26 protein-coding genes are annotated in these 17894 nt (G+C 59.6%); 11 read left to right on the forward strand and 15 right to left on the reverse strand.

What is annotated here, in order from left to right; genetic code table 11:
- The first annotated feature begins 6 nt into the window (after positions 1-6).
- From NKI19_RS02405 to NKI19_RS02415, 3 genes are all read left to right on the forward strand, one after another.
- Entirely contained in the window at positions 7-1674 is a 1668-nt protein-coding gene (locus NKI19_RS02405; protein ID WP_352565807.1) for a hypothetical protein, read from the forward strand.
- Positions 1675-2283: 609 nt separating this feature from the next.
- A complete protein-coding gene (locus tag NKI19_RS02410; RefSeq protein WP_352565809.1) occupies positions 2284-2547 on the forward strand; it encodes an XRE family transcriptional regulator in 264 nt (87 codons plus the stop codon).
- A gap of 113 nt (positions 2548-2660) precedes the next feature.
- Positions 2661-3638, forward strand: coding sequence for a tyrosine-type recombinase/integrase (locus tag NKI19_RS02415; RefSeq protein ID WP_352565810.1), 978 nt, complete (start codon positions 2661-2663; stop codon positions 3636-3638).
- Between the two features lie 43 nt (positions 3639-3681).
- On the opposite strand, the gene NKI19_RS02420 is transcribed toward NKI19_RS02415, so the two are convergent.
- The gene (locus NKI19_RS02420) at positions 3682-4401 is read right to left on the reverse strand and encodes a response regulator (protein ID WP_352565812.1); all 720 of its coding nucleotides are present in this window, start codon (positions 4399-4401) and stop codon (positions 3682-3684) included.
- Entirely contained in the window at positions 4388-4915 is a 528-nt protein-coding gene (locus NKI19_RS02425; protein ID WP_023719182.1) for a MarR family winged helix-turn-helix transcriptional regulator, read from the reverse strand. The genes NKI19_RS02420 and NKI19_RS02425 overlap by 14 nt, the downstream gene beginning before the upstream one ends.
- 249 nt (positions 4916-5164) lie before the next feature.
- On the opposite strand from NKI19_RS02425, the gene NKI19_RS02430 reads away from it, so the two are divergent.
- The 3 genes from NKI19_RS02430 to NKI19_RS02440 all read left to right on the forward strand — a co-directional run bounded on the left by NKI19_RS02430 (position 5165) and on the right by NKI19_RS02440 (position 7325).
- Positions 5165-6058 (forward strand): branched-chain amino acid aminotransferase, encoded by an 894-nt coding sequence (locus tag NKI19_RS02430; protein ID WP_352489012.1) that lies wholly within the window; start codon positions 5165-5167, stop codon positions 6056-6058.
- A 145-nt stretch (positions 6059-6203) separates the two neighbouring features.
- A complete protein-coding gene (locus NKI19_RS02435; protein WP_352450492.1) occupies positions 6204-6515 on the forward strand; it encodes a hypothetical protein in 312 nt (103 codons plus the stop codon).
- 168 nt (positions 6516-6683) lie between these two features.
- Positions 6684-7325, forward strand: a complete 642-nt coding sequence (locus tag NKI19_RS02440; RefSeq protein ID WP_352489013.1) for an MBL fold metallo-hydrolase — start codon at positions 6684-6686, stop codon at positions 7323-7325.
- A gap of 70 nt (positions 7326-7395) precedes the next feature.
- Here the strand turns inward: NKI19_RS02440 and NKI19_RS02445 are convergent, their stop codons facing one another.
- The 3 genes from NKI19_RS02445 to NKI19_RS02455 all read right to left on the reverse strand — a co-directional run bounded on the left by NKI19_RS02445 (position 7396) and on the right by NKI19_RS02455 (position 8652).
- Complete coding sequence (locus NKI19_RS02445) at positions 7396-7806, reverse strand: BA14K family protein (RefSeq protein ID WP_023678410.1); 411 nt, start codon at positions 7804-7806, stop codon at positions 7396-7398.
- A gap of 192 nt (positions 7807-7998) precedes the next feature.
- Positions 7999-8211 carry a cold-shock protein gene (locus NKI19_RS02450; protein WP_006202521.1) on the reverse strand — a complete coding sequence of 71 codons (213 nt, stop codon included), beginning with the start codon at positions 8209-8211 and terminating at the stop codon, positions 7999-8001.
- A gap of 228 nt (positions 8212-8439) precedes the next feature.
- A complete protein-coding gene (locus NKI19_RS02455; protein WP_006202520.1) occupies positions 8440-8652 on the reverse strand; it encodes a cold-shock protein in 213 nt (70 codons plus the stop codon).
- A gap of 489 nt (positions 8653-9141) precedes the next feature.
- Between NKI19_RS02455 and NKI19_RS02460 the strand changes: the two genes are divergently transcribed.
- Positions 9142-9546: a Kazal-type serine protease inhibitor family protein gene (locus NKI19_RS02460; protein ID WP_352489014.1), complete on the forward strand. Its 405-nt coding sequence runs from the start codon at positions 9142-9144 to the stop codon at positions 9544-9546.
- 10 nt (positions 9547-9556) lie between these two features.
- Here the strand turns inward: NKI19_RS02460 and NKI19_RS02465 are convergent, their stop codons facing one another.
- From NKI19_RS02465 to NKI19_RS02480, 4 genes are read right to left on the reverse strand one after another with little or no spacing between them, the layout of a single operon-like run.
- Positions 9557-9781, reverse strand: a complete 225-nt coding sequence (locus tag NKI19_RS02465; protein ID WP_292661267.1) for a hypothetical protein — start codon at positions 9779-9781, stop codon at positions 9557-9559.
- Positions 9782-9816: 35 nt separating this feature from the next.
- A complete protein-coding gene (locus tag NKI19_RS02470; protein ID WP_352489015.1) occupies positions 9817-9954 on the reverse strand; it encodes a hypothetical protein in 138 nt (45 codons plus the stop codon).
- Between the two features lie 38 nt (positions 9955-9992).
- Positions 9993-10238, reverse strand: coding sequence for a hypothetical protein (locus NKI19_RS02475; protein ID WP_352489017.1), 246 nt, complete (start codon positions 10236-10238; stop codon positions 9993-9995).
- Positions 10235-10501 carry a hypothetical protein gene (locus NKI19_RS02480; protein WP_023678407.1) on the reverse strand — a complete coding sequence of 89 codons (267 nt, stop codon included), beginning with the start codon at positions 10499-10501 and terminating at the stop codon, positions 10235-10237. Before NKI19_RS02480 ends, NKI19_RS02475 begins: the two co-directional genes overlap by 4 nt.
- Positions 10502-10867: 366 nt before the next feature.
- Here NKI19_RS02480 and NKI19_RS02485 point away from each other — a divergent pair, with 366 nt between their 5' ends.
- The 3 genes from NKI19_RS02485 (at position 10868) to NKI19_RS02495 (ending at position 13166) form a co-directional block, all read left to right on the forward strand.
- Positions 10868-11050 carry a hypothetical protein gene (locus tag NKI19_RS02485; RefSeq protein WP_023678406.1) on the forward strand — a complete coding sequence of 61 codons (183 nt, stop codon included), beginning with the start codon at positions 10868-10870 and terminating at the stop codon, positions 11048-11050.
- 10 nt (positions 11051-11060) lie between these two features.
- On the forward strand, positions 11061-11327 hold the full coding sequence (locus NKI19_RS02490) for a DUF1488 family protein (protein WP_023678405.1): 267 nt from the start codon (positions 11061-11063) through the stop codon (positions 11325-11327).
- Positions 11328-11510: 183 nt separating this feature from the next.
- Positions 11511-13166: a tetratricopeptide repeat-containing sulfotransferase family protein gene (locus tag NKI19_RS02495; RefSeq protein WP_352489018.1), complete on the forward strand. Its 1656-nt coding sequence runs from the start codon at positions 11511-11513 to the stop codon at positions 13164-13166.
- Here the strand turns inward: NKI19_RS02495 and NKI19_RS02500 are convergent.
- The 6 genes from NKI19_RS02500 to NKI19_RS02525 form a co-directional block, all read right to left on the reverse strand.
- The gene (locus NKI19_RS02500) at positions 13129-13506 is read right to left on the reverse strand and encodes a DUF1428 domain-containing protein (protein ID WP_352489019.1); all 378 of its coding nucleotides are present in this window, start codon (positions 13504-13506) and stop codon (positions 13129-13131) included. The genes NKI19_RS02495 and NKI19_RS02500 overlap by 38 nt on opposite strands.
- A 77-nt stretch (positions 13507-13583) precedes the next feature.
- A complete protein-coding gene (locus tag NKI19_RS02505) occupies positions 13584-14012 on the reverse strand; it encodes a VOC family protein (RefSeq protein ID WP_352489020.1) in 429 nt (142 codons plus the stop codon).
- A gap of 128 nt (positions 14013-14140) precedes the next feature.
- On the reverse strand, positions 14141-14314 hold the full coding sequence (locus NKI19_RS02510) for a hypothetical protein (protein ID WP_023719167.1): 174 nt from the start codon (positions 14312-14314) through the stop codon (positions 14141-14143).
- Between the two features lie 103 nt (positions 14315-14417).
- Positions 14418-15947, reverse strand: a complete 1530-nt coding sequence (locus NKI19_RS02515; protein ID WP_352951076.1) for an ABC-F family ATP-binding cassette domain-containing protein — start codon at positions 15945-15947, stop codon at positions 14418-14420.
- Positions 15948-16279: 332 nt separating this feature from the next.
- Positions 16280-16738: a hypothetical protein gene (locus tag NKI19_RS02520; protein WP_352489022.1), complete on the reverse strand. Its 459-nt coding sequence runs from the start codon at positions 16736-16738 to the stop codon at positions 16280-16282.
- Positions 16739-16769: 31 nt separating this feature from the next.
- Positions 16770-17048, reverse strand: a complete 279-nt coding sequence (locus tag NKI19_RS02525; protein WP_352477927.1) for a hypothetical protein — start codon at positions 17046-17048, stop codon at positions 16770-16772.
- A gap of 191 nt (positions 17049-17239) precedes the next feature.
- Here NKI19_RS02525 and NKI19_RS02530 point away from each other — a divergent pair.
- A partial coding sequence (locus tag NKI19_RS02530; RefSeq protein WP_352951079.1) for an IS5 family transposase occupies positions 17240-17894 on the forward strand: 655 nt, incomplete at its 3' end.

Raw genomic sequence — 17894 nt, forward strand, 5'->3', positions numbered from 1 at the left:
GAGCGCATGCGAACTACACCGCTAGAGAGCATTCTGCTCGTGGTCAGGGCCGTCCTGTTAGGAGTCGTCGCGGCAAGCGTTGCCAGCGCTTCGCCCGTAGACCCTGCAGTATCTATTGCAAATGGAGACAACGCACAGCTCTCGCTGTTTCTGCAGGCCCACCCTGAAGCCGTGTTCGACAAATTTGGTGGCTCGACCCTGCTCCTCCAAGCAGTTCAAGCGAAGAATGTCGATGCCGTTGTGGAGCTCATTGGCCGTGGAGCGGACTGGCTAGTCGAAACAAGCGACGGCGTTCCATTCTGCAAGTTCGCCTCCAGCCGCCTTGTGGACGTCCAACCGGTTGGGTCTGCCATAAAGGCGAGACTACTATCGGAGCGCCAGTTGCTAGATCAGGGAAGATACCGTGACTTTATCGATTTGCGGCTAACCGCTCAACAAGGATCCGATTACCTTGAGGCCACCCGCACGACGTGCGGAGACGTTTTGGAATGGAGTGACTATGAACTCGGCTGGCGACTGCTTCTACGCGTGATCGACGGACCTAAGACAGACGAAGAGGCTGATTCACTCTTCCGCGAGTTTGTTTTTCTAAAGTTAGTTGACCTGCCGCCACTTCCTACCTCTCGATACATCTATACAGAGACATTTGGGAGTGTTCGTAAAGACCTTGAACAAAGAGCTGGAAACGCGCCTTTTATGGACGAGTCTCCCTGGTCAGAGATCGTGGAACATTTGCTCAGGCGTAACATGAAGGCGTCCATTGCATCGGTCCTTTCTTCTTTTCCGAGCGCTGAACAATTAAGTGAACTTTTTATAAAGAGTAGCGCCCTAGAGCCACACAAAGAACTACGGTATATTATTGACCATTATACATACTCTACAGATAACTCTCGGCGAATAGCAAGTAGTCCATCTTTTCTTAGCATGGTAATTACGGCGGGACTTTGGTCTAAAAATAGTTTCTATTTTAGAATCGGAAATCTTGTCGATTCCGGCGAATTTTACGCAGTAATTCCTGAAGCTATCATTGAATTTGAAAATGGGAGCTCTCGAGAACTGCTTAATTCCGTGCTTGATGGAGAGCTTCCTCCTCATATGCAGACATGCCAGAGAATTACAACGGTCATTGGAGGTGAGCTATATTTCGATGACCGGTATGACAATTGCGCCATCGACGAACGTGTGTTCTTTAGGACTGATGGAAGCAGATTGACTTTCGAAGAATTTATAAGATTGAGCCATTTTGGGGTAACAATAGGTTATAGTTATAATAATTGCACTTTTTATTGTGTGCGACCAACCATACACAGCCAAGATATAAAGCATGTCGCTCAATTGCTTTGGCGTCTCACCCATCGTGGCATTGCAAGTGAAGATGAAGTTTATTCCTTCGTAAATGATCAAAATCTTATGAAAAACTACGATATTCAATTTAAAGACATTAAGGAATATCTCCTTGATAACTTTGTGACAGGAAAAAAGCAAGAGAGAGCTATTTCTATTGACTTGGTCGCCGTGGCGAAATCCCGAGGTCTCAATTGTAAAAAAGCGCAGGAGGGGTGGACGATCAGATTGGAAGATATTCATCGCTGTGACATTTATCTCAATGGTCGCCCTTTCTCGGCCGGATTGATGGATGCCGCAGCTGCGACAGGTATGACGGTATACCCATAATCACTTGTGCCGCGCTGAAGGCGCTAGTTAGGCGCTATGGTCGAGGGAGTTGGGGTGCGGAGTTCCACGAGGGGGCTTGTTCCGATTGGACATGAGTTCACTGTCAAGCGTTCCAAGGTCAATGCCTCTACGGATCGCAACTGGAAGAGATCCTGCACGTGCTGAAGGCCGATCGGCTGAGGCCGGGGTCCGCCACCAACTCGGTTGTCGAAACGAGTGCTCGCCATGCAGCTGATGTGGGCTAGAGGTCATCGTTGCCTCGGATGCGTGCTCCTGCGCGCCTGGAACTTCACGAGGCATCCCTTGAGAATATGCCTATATCGCTGAGGTAAGAACAGTCGAGCAACTGCTGGACGAAATGCGGGCGCTGCGACCCGGACTAGCCTCCATGCCCGCCGTCAGTTCGGCTTTTGTAGCCTCAAATTGCCGCCCGTCACAATGTTGCAAAAGGCAAAGTAAGCCATTGATTTTGCTTGATCTGTCCAGAGTTCAATCCTCTCTCACAAGTCTACTCGTCGCTCGGCCTTCTTCGGTCCCAATTTCTTTTTCGAACTGTCGCTCCTGGCCGGCTATTAGCGCTATATCGCTTGGTAGAGGGAGAACTCTGCCATGACGATGATCACCTGCGGGCTTATCCACGCCTTGCCGCCATCGGACCGCCGCGTCTTTGGTCGTCCCGAAGCTGCCAGCTTCGTGGGTGCTAGCGTCGGTTATTTCGACAAGCTGGTGCGTGCCGGCATCATGCCGCAGCCGTTGCCGCTCCCAGGCGTCAAACGCTGGGATGTCCGCGCGCTCGACAAGGCGCTTGACCGGTTGAGCGGGATTTCCGAATCTGAGGATTGCGACAACGAATGGGATCGGCTCGTTCAATGAATCGTAAGTTGCCGAAGCACGTCAAAGCCTTCATTGATCGAACCGGGCGGCCACGTCACTATTTCCGACACACGAACACCGCGTTGCCAGGTCTTCCATACTCGACCGAGTTCATGGACGCCTACAGCGCGGCACTGAATTCGTGGGAAGCCGGCAGGGCGGCGCCAACAACCATGATAGGAGCTAATCGAACCCAGCCCGGCACAATTGCGGCGCTGATCCTCTCCTACTACGACAGCGCAGATTTCAGAAATTTAGCAAAAGCGAGCCAGAAGACATATCGCAACGCGCTCGAACGCCTGCGTCGTGACTATGGCACTGGCTCGATCGTCAAGCTCGAGCGCAAGCACGTCCTCAAGATGAGGGACAAGAAGGCTGAACACCCTGGCGCGGCCAACGAACTGCTGAAGATGATCAAGCTCCTGATGGGGCGCGCCATCGACATGGGGATGCGAAAGGACGATCCGACGATTCGGATACGGCCCATGAAAATCAAGTCGGGCGGATTCATCACTTGGGAGGAGGAGGACATTGTCGCCTTCTATGCGGCGCACGCTGAGGGCACCCGTGCTCGGCTTGCCCTAGATCTCCTGCTGTTCACTGGCCAGCGGCGTTCGGATGTGATCGGCATGGGCCGGCAGCACGTCAGGAACGGCGTGCTGTCAATTAGACAGCAGAAGACAGGCACGGCCGTCTCGATCCCGCTTCATCCATATCTTAAAGGCAGCCTAGATGGCAGACCTCAGGACAATCTCACCTATCTCCTGACGCAATACGAAAAGCCGTTCCAGCCCGAGTCTTTCACCAACTGGTTCCGGGTCTGTGTCCGCGAGGCTGGACTGCGCGAGGATCTTGCAACCGGCGCCATGGGGCTTTCACCGCACGGTCTAAGGAAGGCATGCAGCCGACGCCTCGCCCAAGCCGGCTGCACACCGCACCAGATCAAGGCGATCACTGGTCACAAAAGGCTTGATGAGATCGTTCGCTACACTGAGGCCGTCGATCAGATACGCCTGGCGCATGAGGCGATGAATTCTATCGCCGAGCACGGAGCAGGAACAAAAACTGTCAAACCAAACTGTTTGGTTTGAAGTTTCCACTGTAAGCCATTGAAAACGCTTGGTAGAGAAACGGCTATTCTATACTGAGCCGATACCCAATACCGCGCACGGTCTGCAGCCAGACCGGATTGGACGGATCGCGTTCGATCTTGCGGCGCAGCCGGTTGATCTGGACGTCGATCGTGCGCTCGCCGACCTCGGACTCGTCGCCGACAAGCTCATGCCGCGGTATCGTTTCGCCGGCACGCGCAGCGAAGATCGCCAGGATCTCCTGCTCGCGGTCGGTCAGCTTGAGCGCCTCGCCGCCGCGCTTCAGCTCACGCCTGGCGATCTGGAACGTATAGGGGCCAAAGACCAGCTGTTCGACCTTGGGCGTTGTCGCGGGGCCGCCGCGGCGCAGGATATTGTTGATACGCAGGATCAGCTCGCGCGGGTCGAACGGTTTTGGCAGATAGTCGTCGGCGCCGGCCTCGAGCCCGGTGATCCGGCTGTCGGTTTCGGACAGTGCGGTGAGCATCAGGATCGGAACGTTTTTCTCCGCCCGCAGCGCCTTGGTGAGGTCGACGCCGCTTTCACCCGGCATCATGACGTCGAGCACGATCAGATCGAAGTCGAGGCCGGCGAGCTTGCGCCGCGCCTCGCCGGAATTTCCGGCGACGGTAACGCGAAAGCCGTTTTCGGTCAGATACTGTTTCAGAAGATTGCGGATACGGGTGTCGTCATCGACCACAAGCAGATGCGGCGCATCGTCTTCCGGTGCTGTCGGATGATCAACCCTCTCAATGGTCTCCATGGCTTTTCCCTGACATCTTTGCGGGCACAATGTCGATCTGCGCCCTTAGTTCCGGATTGACCATCGCTTCCAGGAACCGTTCGATAACGGCGCGTTCGGTGGCTCCGGAATCTTCCAATGCAGCATGGATGCGGCGCGACTGTGGCCGCGCCAGTGCCAGCGCCAGGGCACGACCCTTGGCCGTCGGATAAAGCTCGCGCTGGCGGCGGTCGCGAGGGCCCTGCAATTGCACGATATGGTCGGTGTCGATCAATTGCTTGAGCACGCGCGCCAGGCTCTGCTTGGTAATCTTGAGCACGTCGAGGAGTTCGGCGACCGTCAGGCCGGGCCGGCGATTGACGAAATGCAGCACCCGGTGATGGGCACGGCCAAAACCGTAGTCGGCCAGGATCTGGTCCGGATCGGAGGTAAAGTCGCGATAGGCGAAGAAGAACAACTCGATGATGGCGAAATCGATGCCGTCCTCGTCGGTGATCGCCGTCCTGATCGGCTCTGCGGCTGCGTGGCTCGTCATCTTTTCTCCGTGTGAAGCAGGAAATTATGTCAGCACTATTGACGTATTTTCCGCGCGATGGTAATTTTTGGCAAGCTTTTCGGCGGATTGCGAACGAAAAGGCAAGCGAAGCCGTTTTTTCCGGAACTTCCTGAGTTTGCCAGACCTTAAATATCCGCCTACGCTTTAAGACAATGGCCGCCTGCAGCGGCCGCAACGAAACACGCAACGACACAATGATGTGCGGGCTGCCGCCCGCGGGAGGTTACCATGGCATCCGTTCCCTTCGACCAACTGGACGGCTTTATCTGGATGAACGGCGAATTCGTCAAATGGGCCGACGCCAAGATCCACGTCTTGACTCACGGGCTGCACTACGCCAGCGCGGTATTCGAGGGCGAGCGCGCCTATGGCGGCGAAATTTTCAAGCTGACCGACCACACCGAACGCCTGCATGAATCGGCGCGCCTGCTTGGCTTCAAGATACCCTACTCGGTCGCCGAGATCGACGACGCCTGCCGCACGCTGTTGAAGAAGCAAGGTTTCCAGGACGCCTATGTCCGGCCGATCGCGTGGCGCGGCAGCGAACAGATGGGCGTTTCCGCACAGAACAGCCGGATCAACTGCGCCATCGCCATCTGGCAGTGGCCGAGCTATTTCGACCCGGCGCAGAAGCTCAAGGGCATCCGCCTCGACATGGCCGAATGGCGCCGCCCCGACCCGCGCACCGCACCGTCGAAATCAAAGGCGGCCGGCCTCTACATGATCTGCACCATGTCCAAGCATGCCGCCGAGGCCAAGGGCTATGCCGACGCCATGATGCTCGACTGGCGTGGCCAGGTGGCGGAAGCGACAGGTGCCAACATCTTCTTCGTCAAGGACGGCAAGATCCATACGCCCAAACCCGATTGCTTCCTCGACGGCATCACCCGCCGCACGGTCATCGGCCTTGCCAAGGACCGTGGTTTGGAGGTGATCGAGCGCGCCATCATGCCGGAAGAGCTTGAAGGCTTCCAGCAGTGCTTCCTCACCGGGACGGCAGCCGAGGTGACGCCGGTTTCGGAGATCGGTCCCTACCGATTCGAGGTCGGCGATATCGCCAAGACATTGATGAACGACTATTCTGCGGCGGTTCAACCCAACCACGCGATTGCAGCAGAATAACGAAAGTCACAGGTTTTTTATCAAGTAGGGGCGGTTTTCGGGCCGCCCCTTTTATTTAAGCGTTTGCGCATTTGACTTTCATTCAATTCGGCGTCTCATGATAGCGTCGGCCTGGGAGGCTGGCGGCTATGGAGGGACTGGAAATATGGATATGAACACGCTTCTTCCGATCATTATTCAGGTGATTACGGGCATCATCGGTGGTCAGGCGGTGGGTGCGGCTATCAAGACTGCGGCGATGGGGCAGCTTACCAAAATCCTGGGCGGCGCTGTCGGCGGCGTCGGCGGTGCGGCCATCCTCAACAGTCTGCTGGGTGGCTCGGTCGATCCGGCAGCAGCCGCCACGGCGGCAGGGGCCGGCAGCGCGTTGAACATTTCAAATATCGTTGGCGGTGCCGGCGGTGGCGCCATCCTGACCGGCATCATCGGTGCGGTCATGAACGCGATGAAGAAATAAGCTTCGACGTTTCAGGTTTTCAAATGGGCGGCTTCGGCCGCCCATTTCGTTTGTGGAGCGGTGGACGCCGTTCGCGTGTGTCTCTACATCAGGGCCTGATTCGAGGTTAGGGCTTTCCTGACGTGTTCGAGGGGACGCGCCGGGCTCCGACAGCGTGAAAGGACGAATATGGGTCAGCTCAACGCCGGCATCGTGCCGGTCACGCCGTTCCAGCAGAATTGCACCATCCTCTTCGACATGGACGACAGGCAAGGCGTTGTCGTCGATCCGGGCGGTGACATCGACAAGGTGCTGGCGACGCTCGAGGACAATGCAATCACTGCCGGCGCGATCTGGATTACGCATGGCCATATCGACCACGCCGGCGGGGCCATGGAACTGAAGGAGGCGCTCGGTATCGAGATCATCGGCCCGCATGCCGCCGACCGGCCGCTGCTCGCCAATCTCGAGAACCAGGCAAAGCGCTATGGCATCACCGATCCCGTGCGCAACTGTGTCCCCGACCGGTTCCTTGCCGAAGGCGAGACCGTTTCGTTTGGCTCACATGTGTTCGAGGTGCTCCATTGTCCGGGCCACGCACCCGGCCACGTCGTCTACTATAACCGGGCGGCGAAGTTCGCCCATGTCGGCGACGTGCTGTTTCGCGGTTCGGTCGGCCGCACCGACCTGCCGGGCGGCGACCACGCAGCGCTGATCGCCTCGATCAAGGAGAAGCTTTTGACGTTAGGCGACGACATCGGCTTCATCTGCGGCCATGGTCCCGGCGGCCGTTTTGGTGAGGAGCGGCGGAGTAATCCTTTCCTGATCTGAACCCGCTTGCCGGAAACAAAAAAGCGCGGCCTGTGCGACCGCGCTTTTTTCCGGCGAGAAACTGCCTCCGCTAATTGGCGGTGCAGAAATGCTGTTCGCCGTCATAGCCGGTGAACGTGCCGGTACGCGCGTTGAAGCTCCGGTAGCGGTCCGAGCAGTATTCGTACCAGCCGCGGGTCCACGGCTCCGCATAGCTTTCGGCATAGGCTACTCGCGGCTGTACGTAATAACGGCGCACCGGGGCAGGCCGGTAGTATTCATCATCATAGGCCGGATCGTAATAGCGGGGCTGCGGACTGGCGAGGGCACCGCCGATCAGGGCACCTGCCGCAAGGCCGAGCACGCCGGCGGCAACGGCGTCGCCGTGGCCGTGGTGGCGGCGGTGATGACGCCATTCGTCGGCATTGGCCGCGGGCAAGGTCGCAAGTGTGGTCGCAACAACCGCGGCGGACAGGATGGCAGTCTTGAAAATTCGGTTCATGTCGGTCTCCTTCGTGCCGGCCCGGGTCGTTTTCGGGGGATGCGGTCCGGCTTTAACGAAGATTAATATGCGACCGTGGCTGAACGGGGGCTGAACGAACTTTGACCGGGCGGTTCATCTAACTGGGCGATTCAAGCGTGCGGCAAACTCCGCAGACCAGACCGGCCCACGTCCATTCTGCCCAGGGCTGGTTCAGCCGATCGACAGGTTGACGGCTTTCGGACCCTTGCCGCGCTTGTCCGGCTCGGTGTCGAATGTCACTTTCTGCCCATCCTCAAGACCGGGAAGACCCGACGCCTGCACGGCCGAAATATGGACGAAGACATCTTTTGCCCCGTCGTCCGGCGTGATGAAGCCGAAGCCCTTGGCGTGATTGAAGAATTTGACGGTGCCGGTCTGCGGCATGGGAAGCTCCTTTGATCCCACAAGTCCAGTCTCGGGCCGGCAAATGCCCGGAGGGAAATTTGTCCTTTATTTTAGTGCCATCGGCAAGAGAAAGTTTTGCGGGCGCCAGCAAGCATCCCGGAACACAAAAGGCGCGACGAAAACCGCCGCGCCTTTACAGAATCCAAGTTCACTCCAAAGCCTTGCAGCATCCTCACACCCCGAAAGGACGCGCGGCACGCTGTGGTTTCAGGCAGCGCGGAGATTGACCGCTTTCGGACCCTTGCCCATACGGTCGGGCTCGACATCGAAGGTGACCTTCTGACCGTCGACGAGCGTGCGCAGCCCGGAAGCCTCGATCGCCGAGATGTGGACGAACACATCCTTGGCGCCGCCATCGGGCGTGATGAAGCCGAAGCCTTTGGTAGCGTTGAAAAATTTAACGGTGCCGGTCTGGGCCATTGGGGAAACTCCTTCACCCGTGTCAGTCTTGGTGGTTCCGCCCGCGCCTGGCGCCGTGGGCAAGTCCCGGTGGTTGCTTCGGCAGTCATGCATTGGCGCATGGTAAAACCCCCCGCCGAAAACGGGGCTGTCAGAGATTCACAGTATCGGGGAAAGGTCGTCCAAAACGTTCCGCTCTCCGGGTCGCAAATGCCCGAACACAAAATTTATCGCACGGAAACGTGATGCTTGCAAGATAGAGCCGCGGGCGGCCCAACGGGCGCATCCCGACGCATCGCACCGATAGTCCCGGTTCTCCGCGCGGTCATCGGCCAGACTTCACCCAGGCATGGTCCAGCAAGCGGGACAGGTGCTGTCTTGGCTTGCGCCGCCGTACCGCCCTGGCTCGCCAGTTGCAAACAGGGGTTGCATTTAGCAGCGGAATGACGAGGATCGGCCTGACCCAGGCACCATTTGTGCAGGCAGGAGTTTCGAGGGGAGGGAACATTCATGCGGCTTCTTGCGGCAATCTTTCCGCGGCAGGTTTTTTCCATCCTGTTCCTGTCGGCAATTCTCGCAGCCTGCACCGTCGTGGTGGATGATGAGGGGGCGGGGCCGCGCCCGCCACGGCCGCCGGGGCCGCAATTCTGCACTAGGCAATATGACCCGGTCTGTGCCCGGCGCGGCGGCGACCGCCAGACCTTCGCCAATGCCTGCCTTGCCGAACGGGCCGGATACCGCATCATTCGCGAGGGCGAGTGCCGCGGCGGCGGTGGTGGCGATGAGGAGCAGACATTCTGCACCCGCGAATACCGCCCGGTCTGTGCTCGTCGCCATGGCGAGCTGCGGACATTCCCCAACGAATGCGAAGCCCGCGCCGCGGATTATCGCGTCGTCGATGACGGGCCTTGCTAGCGCACCGGCCTCACTGTTCGTCCGGATAGGCACCATCGGCGGGGCCGACGTAGAGCTCGGCGCCATCTTCGTTGGAGATGCGCAGGCGGTCGGGGATCTGCGGCATCATCAGCGTGTGAAGTAGCGTGGCGGCGCCTTGCAGGGCGGCGCGCAGGTTCGGTGCCTCCAGCGACACTCGATCGAGTATCGCTTCGTCGGCATCGCGCGAGCGGTAGAACTCGATGACGAAGTTCAAGCACGCCTCCAGGCAGATTGTTGTGCGATCGAACCCTAGCCTTTGGACCTGGGTTTCACAGCGGTCTCCGCCTGCTTGACCGCCGAGCCGAAGGGCGAGGCCGGTTTTGCCGCCACCTTGTCCTTCTTGGGCTTGCGTGTCTCGCGATTGCTGCGCTGTTGACCCTTGGCCATTTTCTGATCCCTTATACGTGTTGCGGATTGCTTTCGGATCAGTTGGCCGGGTTGTCGACCGGTTCGAGATTGTCTTCCGTGGTGACCCGCTCATAGGTCTCCTGATCGCTGCGGATGCGGTATTGCGGCGAGCCGTCCTTGACCGGCAGCCGGCTCTTGATCTGGAACAGCTCCGCGGTCTTTTGGGCAAGGCCGGTGCGGCTCTTCATGCGGACGGTCTGGCCGACGGTGAAGATATGCGCCGGCGTGTCCGTGCGCCGCGCACTCTGCTGAAAGCGGATCATGTGACATTCTCCTGGTCGTGCCGAAGCGCTGCGTCGAGCTCGGCATGGTCAATGGCGACAAGCTGGCTGGTCGCGCTTTTCACCGTCCTTGCCGGCAGATGGATGAAAGTGGCGACGCGGCGCCATGCAGGCCACGACATGCCGTCGATCAGTTCTTCGTCGTGGTCGATGTCATAGTCGCCAGCCGGCTGCACGCCATCCAGCCCGCCAAGCACGAAAGGTGCCGCGAAATGCGCGATGGAATGGGTGGTGCGGGCAGACATTCTTGTGCCTCGAAGTTCTCGCTTGTGCCTTGAAGTTCTCGTGCCTTGAAGTTTCTTTCCGGCCTGCTCCGGAAGCGGAGCCTGCATTGCGGTACCAGGTGTCGGCGATTGGATAAGTTTGGCGGGCCGAGAATCCCTGACACCGGGGGGTCAAGCATGACCCAAAACGGTTTCATACCATTAGTCTGAAAATACGGCTTATTCAAGAAGTTTTCGGCCTCTAACCCCTACCAACCTAAAATTACTTTTCTATAGTTATCTGCAGAACGATGATACGGTCCGGGTGCACCTCAAAAATTGTTTGGAGAACTTCCGGAAAAATTCCTCCGGTATTTGTATTTATCTAGCAATGGAAGGAAGAGATTCATGAACTCCGCAAGAACACCGGATGTCCCGACAGTTGCAGTTAGTCCCGTCGCAAAGCCGATAAAGGTCTTGTCGCCGCGTCTCACGATAAGAAGCGACGAGGCGGCAAGGCGAAGGATTGCCGATACCGACGGCACGGCGCGCCGGGCGCGGCAGCTTGCCGAAAGCAATCGCCTGATTTGACGCGCAGGCCATGACGCTCAATTTTCCCAACCCCAGCCGCTCCTATGACGCGGCGGCCAAGCGCATTCGTTTCGTCGGCCATGACGGCATGCTCGAAGTCCCGTTCTTTGTCGAGGTTGCGGCACTTTCGGCGGCAAACCCGGCTGCAAGCGGAGCCGAGGCCGAATTCCTCAGCGCCTTCGACGCCAAGCGTTCGTCGATCCACGAGATTGCGCGCCAAGCCTACTCGCACGGCCGCAGGAACATGTATGTGCTGACGCCGGCCGACTTTCGGTAAGTTCCCCGGGTTCGGAGGTTTGCTTCGTAGCGACCGCCGTCTGCTCTTGCACGTGCCGCAGCGATGGCCTAGATCGCGGCAGGCAGACAACACGGCAGGTTTCCCATCAACAGAGATCCGAGACAACCGGCAGGCGCACGTTACGGCTCAGGCGGACAGCCGCCGCTGGGGCTCGACCAGCACGTGCAGCAGGCGCTGCAGCTGCACCAGGCGGGGCGCCGGCAGGAAGCCGAGGCGCTTTACCGTCAGGTGCTGTCGCAAAAGGCCAACCACCCGGCTGCTGCGCATTTCCTCGGGCTTCTGCTGCACCAGACCGGGCGCAGCGCCGAGGGGCTGGCGCTGATCGAACAATCGGTGCGTCTGCAGCCGAACAATCCGGATTTCCTCAACAATCTGGGCACCTTGCTGCGCGACCTCGGCCGGGTAGCGGCCGCCGCCGATCTCTTCCGCAAGGTGGTGGCGATCCGGCCGGACCAGTTGGCGGCGCGTGACAATCTCGGCTCGTCGCTGAAGCAGCTCGGCCAATTCGAAGGCGCCGAGGATATTTATCGCGGCACGATCGGCCGCAACCCGTTCCATGTCCGCGCCCGCGTCGGGCTTGCCGAAACGCTGCAGGAAGCGGGCCGGCTGGATGAGGCACTGGCTGTTTTTCGCGAGGCGCTGACGATCCGGCCGAAGGATGCCGATCTTTTGCACGGCCTGGGTGTCGGGCTGATGGAAAAGGGCAATCTCGACGAGGCTGCCGATCTTTTCAGGCAGGCGCTGGCGGTGGATCCCGGCATGGCCAGGGCCTGGCTGATGCTCACCCAGGTCAAGCGCCAGAAGGAGCGCGACGCCGAGCTTGCCCGCATGGAGGCGGAGCACGCCAAGGCGCCGCAAGGCAGTCTGGCGCGCATGCAGCTTTCCTTCGGCCTCGGCAAGGCCAATGACGACCTCAGGGAGTATGGCCGCGCCTTCGACTATTTCGCCGAAGGCAACGCAATCCGCCGCCAGGGCATCGACTACGACGCCGGCAAGACGCGCGGCGAGTTCGAGGCGATGAAGGCGGTGTTCGACAAGGCCTTTTTTGAAAGGCACAGGCCGAGCGGGATCGCCGACGACACGCCGATCTTCGTTGTCGGCATGCCGCGTTCCGGCACCACGCTGGTCGAGCAGATCATCGCCAGCCATCCGCAGGTCTATGGCGCCGGCGAGCTCAGCATTTTGAAGACGGCGGTCGGCAAGCAGTTTCCGCTCAGCATGAAGGGCGGCTTTCCCTGGGGCATCGCCGACATGCCCGACAAGGCCTATGCCGAGGCCGGCCAGGCCTATCTCGACATGCTGCACGCCCGCTATCCAGGTTTTCGGCACGTCACAGACAAGATGCCCGGCAATTTCCTGTTGGTCGGCTTCATCCATATGATGCTGCCGAAGGCCAAGATCATCCATTGCGCGCGCGATGCGGCGGCGACCTGCCTGTCGATCTACAAGGTGCACTTCCGTGGCGACAGCCATCGCTACGGCTACGATCTCGACGAGCTCGCCGATTTCCACAATCTCTACACCGATATCATGGCGCACTGGCACGCCGTGCTGCCTGATGTCGTGCACGACGTTCGCTACGAGGATTTCGTCGCTGACCAGCAAGGCCAGTCGCGGGCGCTGATCGCCCATCTCGGCCTGCCGTGGGACGACGCCGTGCTGTCGTTCCACCAGACCGACCGGCCGGTGCGCACGGCGTCGGCCGCGCAAGTGCGCCAGCCGATGTATCAGGGCTCGGTCGATCTGTGGAAGCGCTATGGCGACCGGCTGAAGCCGCTGCTCAATAAACTTGATCGAGGGGCGCCTGCAGCTCGATGAAGGGCTGAAAACCGCCAAAGATCATGCGCTTGCCGTCGAACGGCATGGTCTCCCAGTCCTGCTTGAGACGAGGATCGGCCATCACCTTGGCCATCACCGCATCACGATGCTGCCTGGATTCATAGACGACCCAGGAGAAGACGACGACCTCGTCTTCCTTGGCCTGCACGGCGCGCGGGAACGAGGTGACCTCGCCATAGGGTACGTCGTCGCCAATGCATTCGACATAGGCCAACGCGCCATGCTCCTTCCAGACGGCGCCGCCCATCTGCGCCATTTTCTTGTAGGCATCGAGATTTGCCTTGGGCACGGCCAGCACGAAACCGTCGACATAGGACATCTGTCTTCCTCCATGCGATTGTTTTCCTCTCCCTCCAGATCGGGAGAGGTGATTTCAGACACAGCCTGCGTGGGATGCTAAGCTGCTTTCACCGGTGCGTTCATCGCCCATTCGACGCCGAACGGATCACGCATATTGCCCCAGCGGTCACCCCAGAACATCACCTGCAACGGCACGACTTCCTCGCAGCCCGCCTCGATGGCCCGCTTCCACCAGGCGTCGATGTCGTCGCTGCCGAGATGGAGCTGCATGGTGTAGCCCTGCGGCTTCACAGCGGCCATTCCATGCTCGGGATAGAAGTCGGAAAGCATCAGGGTCGAACCGTTGATGTGGAGATGGATATGCATGGTACGGCCCTGTTCATCCGGCGGATAGGCAAAGACCTGCTCGGCGCCGAAGGCCTTTTGGTAAAATTCTGCGGCTTTGAAAGCGCCGTCCAGCTGAAGGTAGGGCGTCAATCCGCCAAGCACTTTGGCGGCGGGCTGGGTCTGCGGCTGGTCATTCATATCATGCTCCTCTTTGCGTCTGGTTTGCCTTTGCGAACCACAGGACGAACGGAACGGCGACGATCCTACACGGCCGATGGCTTTTTTGGACTCGAAATGGCGTCTGCCGCCAGGCCAACTGCCACCTTTCAACCTTCGATGCGAATCCGCGGGCTGTTTTGCGCGTCGACGACGATTTCCGGCCAGCCGATATCTTTGCGCAGCTCGATCGGCAATGAAAGGATGGCGCGTTCGCTGCGATAACGGGCGCGAGCCGCCGAGTAACGCGTTACGGCGTGACCTATGGATGACAGAATAGACATGATGCTTTCTCCTCGATTGGCGCCGGCATCACCGTGTCGGCGTCCCAAGGACGTGGCATGCGATCATCATCCGACAGGGCACCGGAATTTTTCTCGCAATTTTTCAGCTGCCCGCTTCGGCAACCTCCTGGAAGAACCCCTCCGGGTCGTCGACTTCGGTCAGCCGCCGTTTCTTGATCAGCCAGAAGCGGTTGCCAACCGCGCGGATGAAGGAGCGGTCGTGAGAGGCGAGCAGGCAGCTCGCCTGACGTTCCAGCAATTCCGCTTCCAGCGCTTCCTGGCCATCAATATCGAGGTGGTTAGTCGGCTCGTCGAGCAAATAGAAATTGGGATTGGCGAGCCTGAGCGCCAGCATCATCAGCCGCGCCTTCTGTCCGCCCGACAGCACGCCGATCCTGCGCTCCTGCATGTCGATGCTAACGCCGGCGCCCGCCAGCAGCGAGCGGGCGCGCTGCTCGCCGACATCGAATCTGCGCGAGAGCATCGCCAGCGGCGTGTCGTCGCCGCTGATGCCCGACAACGCCTGGTCGCTATAGCCGAGCACGGTCGACGGCGTCACCTTCACGCCTTGCGCCGCCTTTTGCGGGGCGACGACGGCATTCTGGATCAGGCCGATCAGCCGTGATTTGCCGACGCCGTTACGGCCGAGCAGGACGATGCGGTCGCGTTGGCAGATGTGGCGCTTGCCGGTGCTGAACAGATCCGTGCCGTCGGGTGTTCCGACCACCAAATCGTCGAGCGTGATCAGCACCTTGGCATGGCTGCCGCGATTGGCGAGCTTGATCGCGCCCGCCGATCTTTCGCGGTGTGCCGGCGCTGCCGCTCCTTCCAGACGCTCTGCCCGCTGGTTGAGCTGCTTGGTCTTGACCGTCAAAAGGTCGCTGCCGGAATTGATGCCGATATTGTTGAGCTTGGCCGCCTGCCGGCGCAGCTGCTGCGCCACCTTCATGTCGCGCTGGAATTTGCGTTCGGTCGAGGCGTCGACCTCGTCCAGCGCAAGCCTCGCCCGCGAATAGGGCAGCGAAAACACCGGCGATTGTTCGGGACGCAGGAACAGCGTGCGGTTGGTCGTCGCGTCGAGGAACGCCCGGTCGTGGCTGGCGATCACCACGGGCACCTCGCGCGGCAGGGCTTTCAGCCAGGTCTCGAGTTGGCTGATCTTGCCGAGGTCGAGATGGTTGGTCGGTTCGTCGAGAAGCAGGACGTCAGGATCGGTGACCCAGACGCGCGCGATCAGCGCCAGCCTTTGCCAGCCGCCGCTTAAGGCCCGCATCGGCCGCTCGCGCATCGGCTGCGGCACGTCGAGCGAGTCGAGAACCACATCGACGCGCCATTGCTCGCTTTCGGCCTGCTCGGCCGGCAAGGCGTCTGCCACCACCTCATGAAAGCTGCGCCCGGCGAGCGCTGCGGGGATGATTTGCTCGACATAGCCGACCCGCAGGCCGCGCGTGCGGGTGATGTCGCCTGTGGTGGCTTCGAACTCGCCGGTCAGGCACCTCAACAAAGTGGATTTGCCGCGGCCGTTGGCGGCGACGATGCCGAGCCGGTCGCCGGTGCCGATGGTAAGGTCGAGATGGGAGAAGAGCGGCGCACTCATGGTGACGCCGAGGGACTTGAGGCTGATCAGGGCCATGTCGATTTCTCTGGTCTGTCCGGAGTGATTCCGGCTGATGCACTTTGACGGTGCGCAGGCTGGCCATCAGGCTCGGCGTTGCAGCACCACGAAGGGCGGACCAAAAAAATCGAAGCGGGAAGAAAAACCCGGACCGTCTCTGGTCAGCCCTGCAAGCAAGCTCGCAGGGCAGAGACAGGGCCGCGCTGACGGTGGTGGTCGATGTGCACGCAGCCCTCCTTTCAGGATGTTCGAGTATAGGGATTGGGTTACACCAGGGGCGGGGCCGATGGCAAGCGGCGCGTTCGGCTGGTCGCGCCATGCTGATTTCAACAACGGCGGGTTTGCGTTTTCTAGACGCCTTTGGTCGCCCAAGTCTCACGAATGCGATGATCAGTGTTGCTTAGGGCAATATCGCCTTCGCTAGTGGAACTATCGCCGGCAAAGTAAGCGATCGCGAGTGCCGCCCTCTGGCCGTCGTAATGTCCAATTTCCTGCATCACGGCAGAAGCTTCGCGCCACGGCAGCGGCTCGTTTCGAATGAGAGTTCGTGCACAGCGAAACATTGGCTGCTTTAATGGATGGTCGGGTCCCAGCGACCATTCCTCGACAAGCTCAAGCAATCTTTCCTTCGAAACTGCCTTGCCGACTGGTGGGCGACATAGCTCGTGGAGAACACAAAAGGCTGCGTTGAGCGACATCGACCACCCCCGCGCGATTATGGCTGAAGCGGCACCGGCATCCGAATACGGAAAGCGAGCGTCGATCGACAGTTCAAAAGGAACTTCGGCGGAATTGTCTTGAAGCAGCATCACACCATTGTCTCAAGCCTGACGGGCAACATTAAACGGACCTCAAGTGGCCTCCGCTTACTCCGTATTCTTTGTTCAAATCCAGCAGGAAATGTCCGAACACCGCGCTTCTGCGAAGATCAACAACGATCACAAGAAGGGCGTTGAACCTGCCAGTACCAATCAAAACTTGATCAAACCGGTTTTGGGCATCTCGGTAGACATAGTGCACGTCGTTCAAATAGGGCAGCCCGATCTCATCCAGATCTAGTGCGTCGACATACGGCCATATGTTCGCAGCAGCCTCCGCCGTCGCGGTGACGTTCGTCATAGGCTCTGCAAAGCAAGCCTTGAATTCGTATTCCTCAAGTCTGCGAGTGACTACCATCGCCTATTCTAGGAGATAGCGCCGGAAGCTCGCAACAGTGCGGCAGACGGGCGCCTCCCTTCTCCCCTTGTGAGGCCTTTGCACAGAATCTGATTGGTGATTCTGTAGTGTTGGTCGCTACGGGAGATTCGCGGATGGTTGATCGTGTGCTTGGTCAATTGAGCTTGGCGGACGGCCTGGCCTCGTCGGACGAGACAATCTTCGATCTTGTTGCGAAGGAGATCGACTGGGGTCCGATCGAGGCGCTTCTGGGCGCACGCAGCGGAGCCGGGCCGGGCACGGCCAGCTATCCGGCGCCAGTGCTGATGCGCTGCCTTTTGTTGGGCGTATGGCATGGGTTGAGCGATCCGGCGCTTGAGGCACAGATCCGCGACCGGCTGTCGTTCCGCCGCTTTGCCGGCTTCAGCCTTTCGGACCGCACGCCCGACCATTCGACGCTGTGGCGCTTCCGTGAGGAGCTGACGCGCGAGCGGCTGATCGACAAGGTGTTCGAGGAGATCAACCGCCAGCTTGAGGACAAGGGCCTGATCGTCAAGCGCGGCACGCTGGTCGATGCCTCATTTCTGCAAGCTCGCGGCCGCCCGCCGAAACAGCCCAAGAAGGGCCATCAGGGCCCGGTCAAGCCATCGGCGGACAAGGATGCGCGCTGGGGCAAGAAGGGCAAGAAGAGCACCTTCGGCTACAAGATGCACATCGGCGTCGACCAGGATCATACGCTGATCCGGCGCGTCGAGGTGAGCGACGCCTCGGTCACCGATACCGAGCCGGCCGACGCACTGATCAGCGGCG

This window comes from Mesorhizobium sp. M0751 (assembly GCF_040320265.1).
GTDB lineage: Bacteria > Pseudomonadota > Alphaproteobacteria > Rhizobiales > Rhizobiaceae > Mesorhizobium.

Excerpts from the sequence above, each read along its gene's own strand:
- NKI19_RS02480 (WP_023678407.1), bottom strand. The coding sequence starts at position 10,501 with ATGTCTGCCCGCACCACCCATTCCATCGCGCATTTCGCGGCACCTTTC.
- NKI19_RS02525 (WP_352477927.1), bottom strand. The coding sequence starts at position 17,048 with ATGACGAACGTCACCGCGACGGCGGAGGCTGCTGCGAACATATGGCCG.
- NKI19_RS02410 (WP_352565809.1), top strand. The coding sequence starts at position 2,284 with ATGACGATGATCACCTGCGGGCTTATCCACGCCTTGCCGCCATCGGAC.
- NKI19_RS02460 (WP_352489014.1), top strand. The coding sequence starts at position 9,142 with ATGCGGCTTCTTGCGGCAATCTTTCCGCGGCAGGTTTTTTCCATCCTG.
- NKI19_RS02490 (WP_023678405.1), top strand. The coding sequence starts at position 11,061 with ATGACGCTCAATTTTCCCAACCCCAGCCGCTCCTATGACGCGGCGGCC.
- NKI19_RS02445 (WP_023678410.1), bottom strand. The coding sequence starts at position 7,806 with ATGAACCGAATTTTCAAGACTGCCATCCTGTCCGCCGCGGTTGTTGCG.
- NKI19_RS02515 (WP_352951076.1), bottom strand. The coding sequence starts at position 15,947 with ATGGCCCTGATCAGCCTCAAGTCCCTCGGCGTCACCATGAGTGCGCCG.
- NKI19_RS02455 (WP_006202520.1), bottom strand. The coding sequence starts at position 8,652 with ATGGCCCAGACCGGCACCGTTAAATTTTTCAACGCTACCAAAGGCTTC.
- NKI19_RS02440 (WP_352489013.1), top strand. The coding sequence starts at position 6,684 with ATGGGTCAGCTCAACGCCGGCATCGTGCCGGTCACGCCGTTCCAGCAG.
- NKI19_RS02510 (WP_023719167.1), bottom strand. The coding sequence starts at position 14,314 with ATGTCTATTCTGTCATCCATAGGTCACGCCGTAACGCGTTACTCGGCG.
- NKI19_RS02500 (WP_352489019.1), bottom strand. The coding sequence starts at position 13,506 with ATGTCCTATGTCGACGGTTTCGTGCTGGCCGTGCCCAAGGCAAATCTC.
- NKI19_RS02405 (WP_352565807.1), top strand. The coding sequence starts at position 7 with ATGCGAACTACACCGCTAGAGAGCATTCTGCTCGTGGTCAGGGCCGTC.
- NKI19_RS02430 (WP_352489012.1), top strand. The coding sequence starts at position 5,165 with ATGGCATCCGTTCCCTTCGACCAACTGGACGGCTTTATCTGGATGAAC.
- NKI19_RS02475 (WP_352489017.1), bottom strand. The coding sequence starts at position 10,238 with ATGATCCGCTTTCAGCAGAGTGCGCGGCGCACGGACACGCCGGCGCAT.
- NKI19_RS02415 (WP_352565810.1), top strand. The coding sequence starts at position 2,661 with ATGGACGCCTACAGCGCGGCACTGAATTCGTGGGAAGCCGGCAGGGCG.
- NKI19_RS02425 (WP_023719182.1), bottom strand. The coding sequence starts at position 4,915 with ATGACGAGCCACGCAGCCGCAGAGCCGATCAGGACGGCGATCACCGAC.
- NKI19_RS02485 (WP_023678406.1), top strand. The coding sequence starts at position 10,868 with ATGAACTCCGCAAGAACACCGGATGTCCCGACAGTTGCAGTTAGTCCC.
- NKI19_RS02420 (WP_352565812.1), bottom strand. The coding sequence starts at position 4,401 with ATGGAGACCATTGAGAGGGTTGATCATCCGACAGCACCGGAAGACGAT.
- NKI19_RS02520 (WP_352489022.1), bottom strand. The coding sequence starts at position 16,738 with ATGCTGCTTCAAGACAATTCCGCCGAAGTTCCTTTTGAACTGTCGATC.
- NKI19_RS02470 (WP_352489015.1), bottom strand. The coding sequence starts at position 9,954 with ATGGCCAAGGGTCAACAGCGCAGCAATCGCGAGACACGCAAGCCCAAG.
- NKI19_RS02435 (WP_352450492.1), top strand. The coding sequence starts at position 6,204 with ATGGATATGAACACGCTTCTTCCGATCATTATTCAGGTGATTACGGGC.
- NKI19_RS02505 (WP_352489020.1), bottom strand. The coding sequence starts at position 14,012 with ATGAATGACCAGCCGCAGACCCAGCCCGCCGCCAAAGTGCTTGGCGGA.
- NKI19_RS02450 (WP_006202521.1), bottom strand. The coding sequence starts at position 8,211 with ATGCCGCAGACCGGCACCGTCAAATTCTTCAATCACGCCAAGGGCTTC.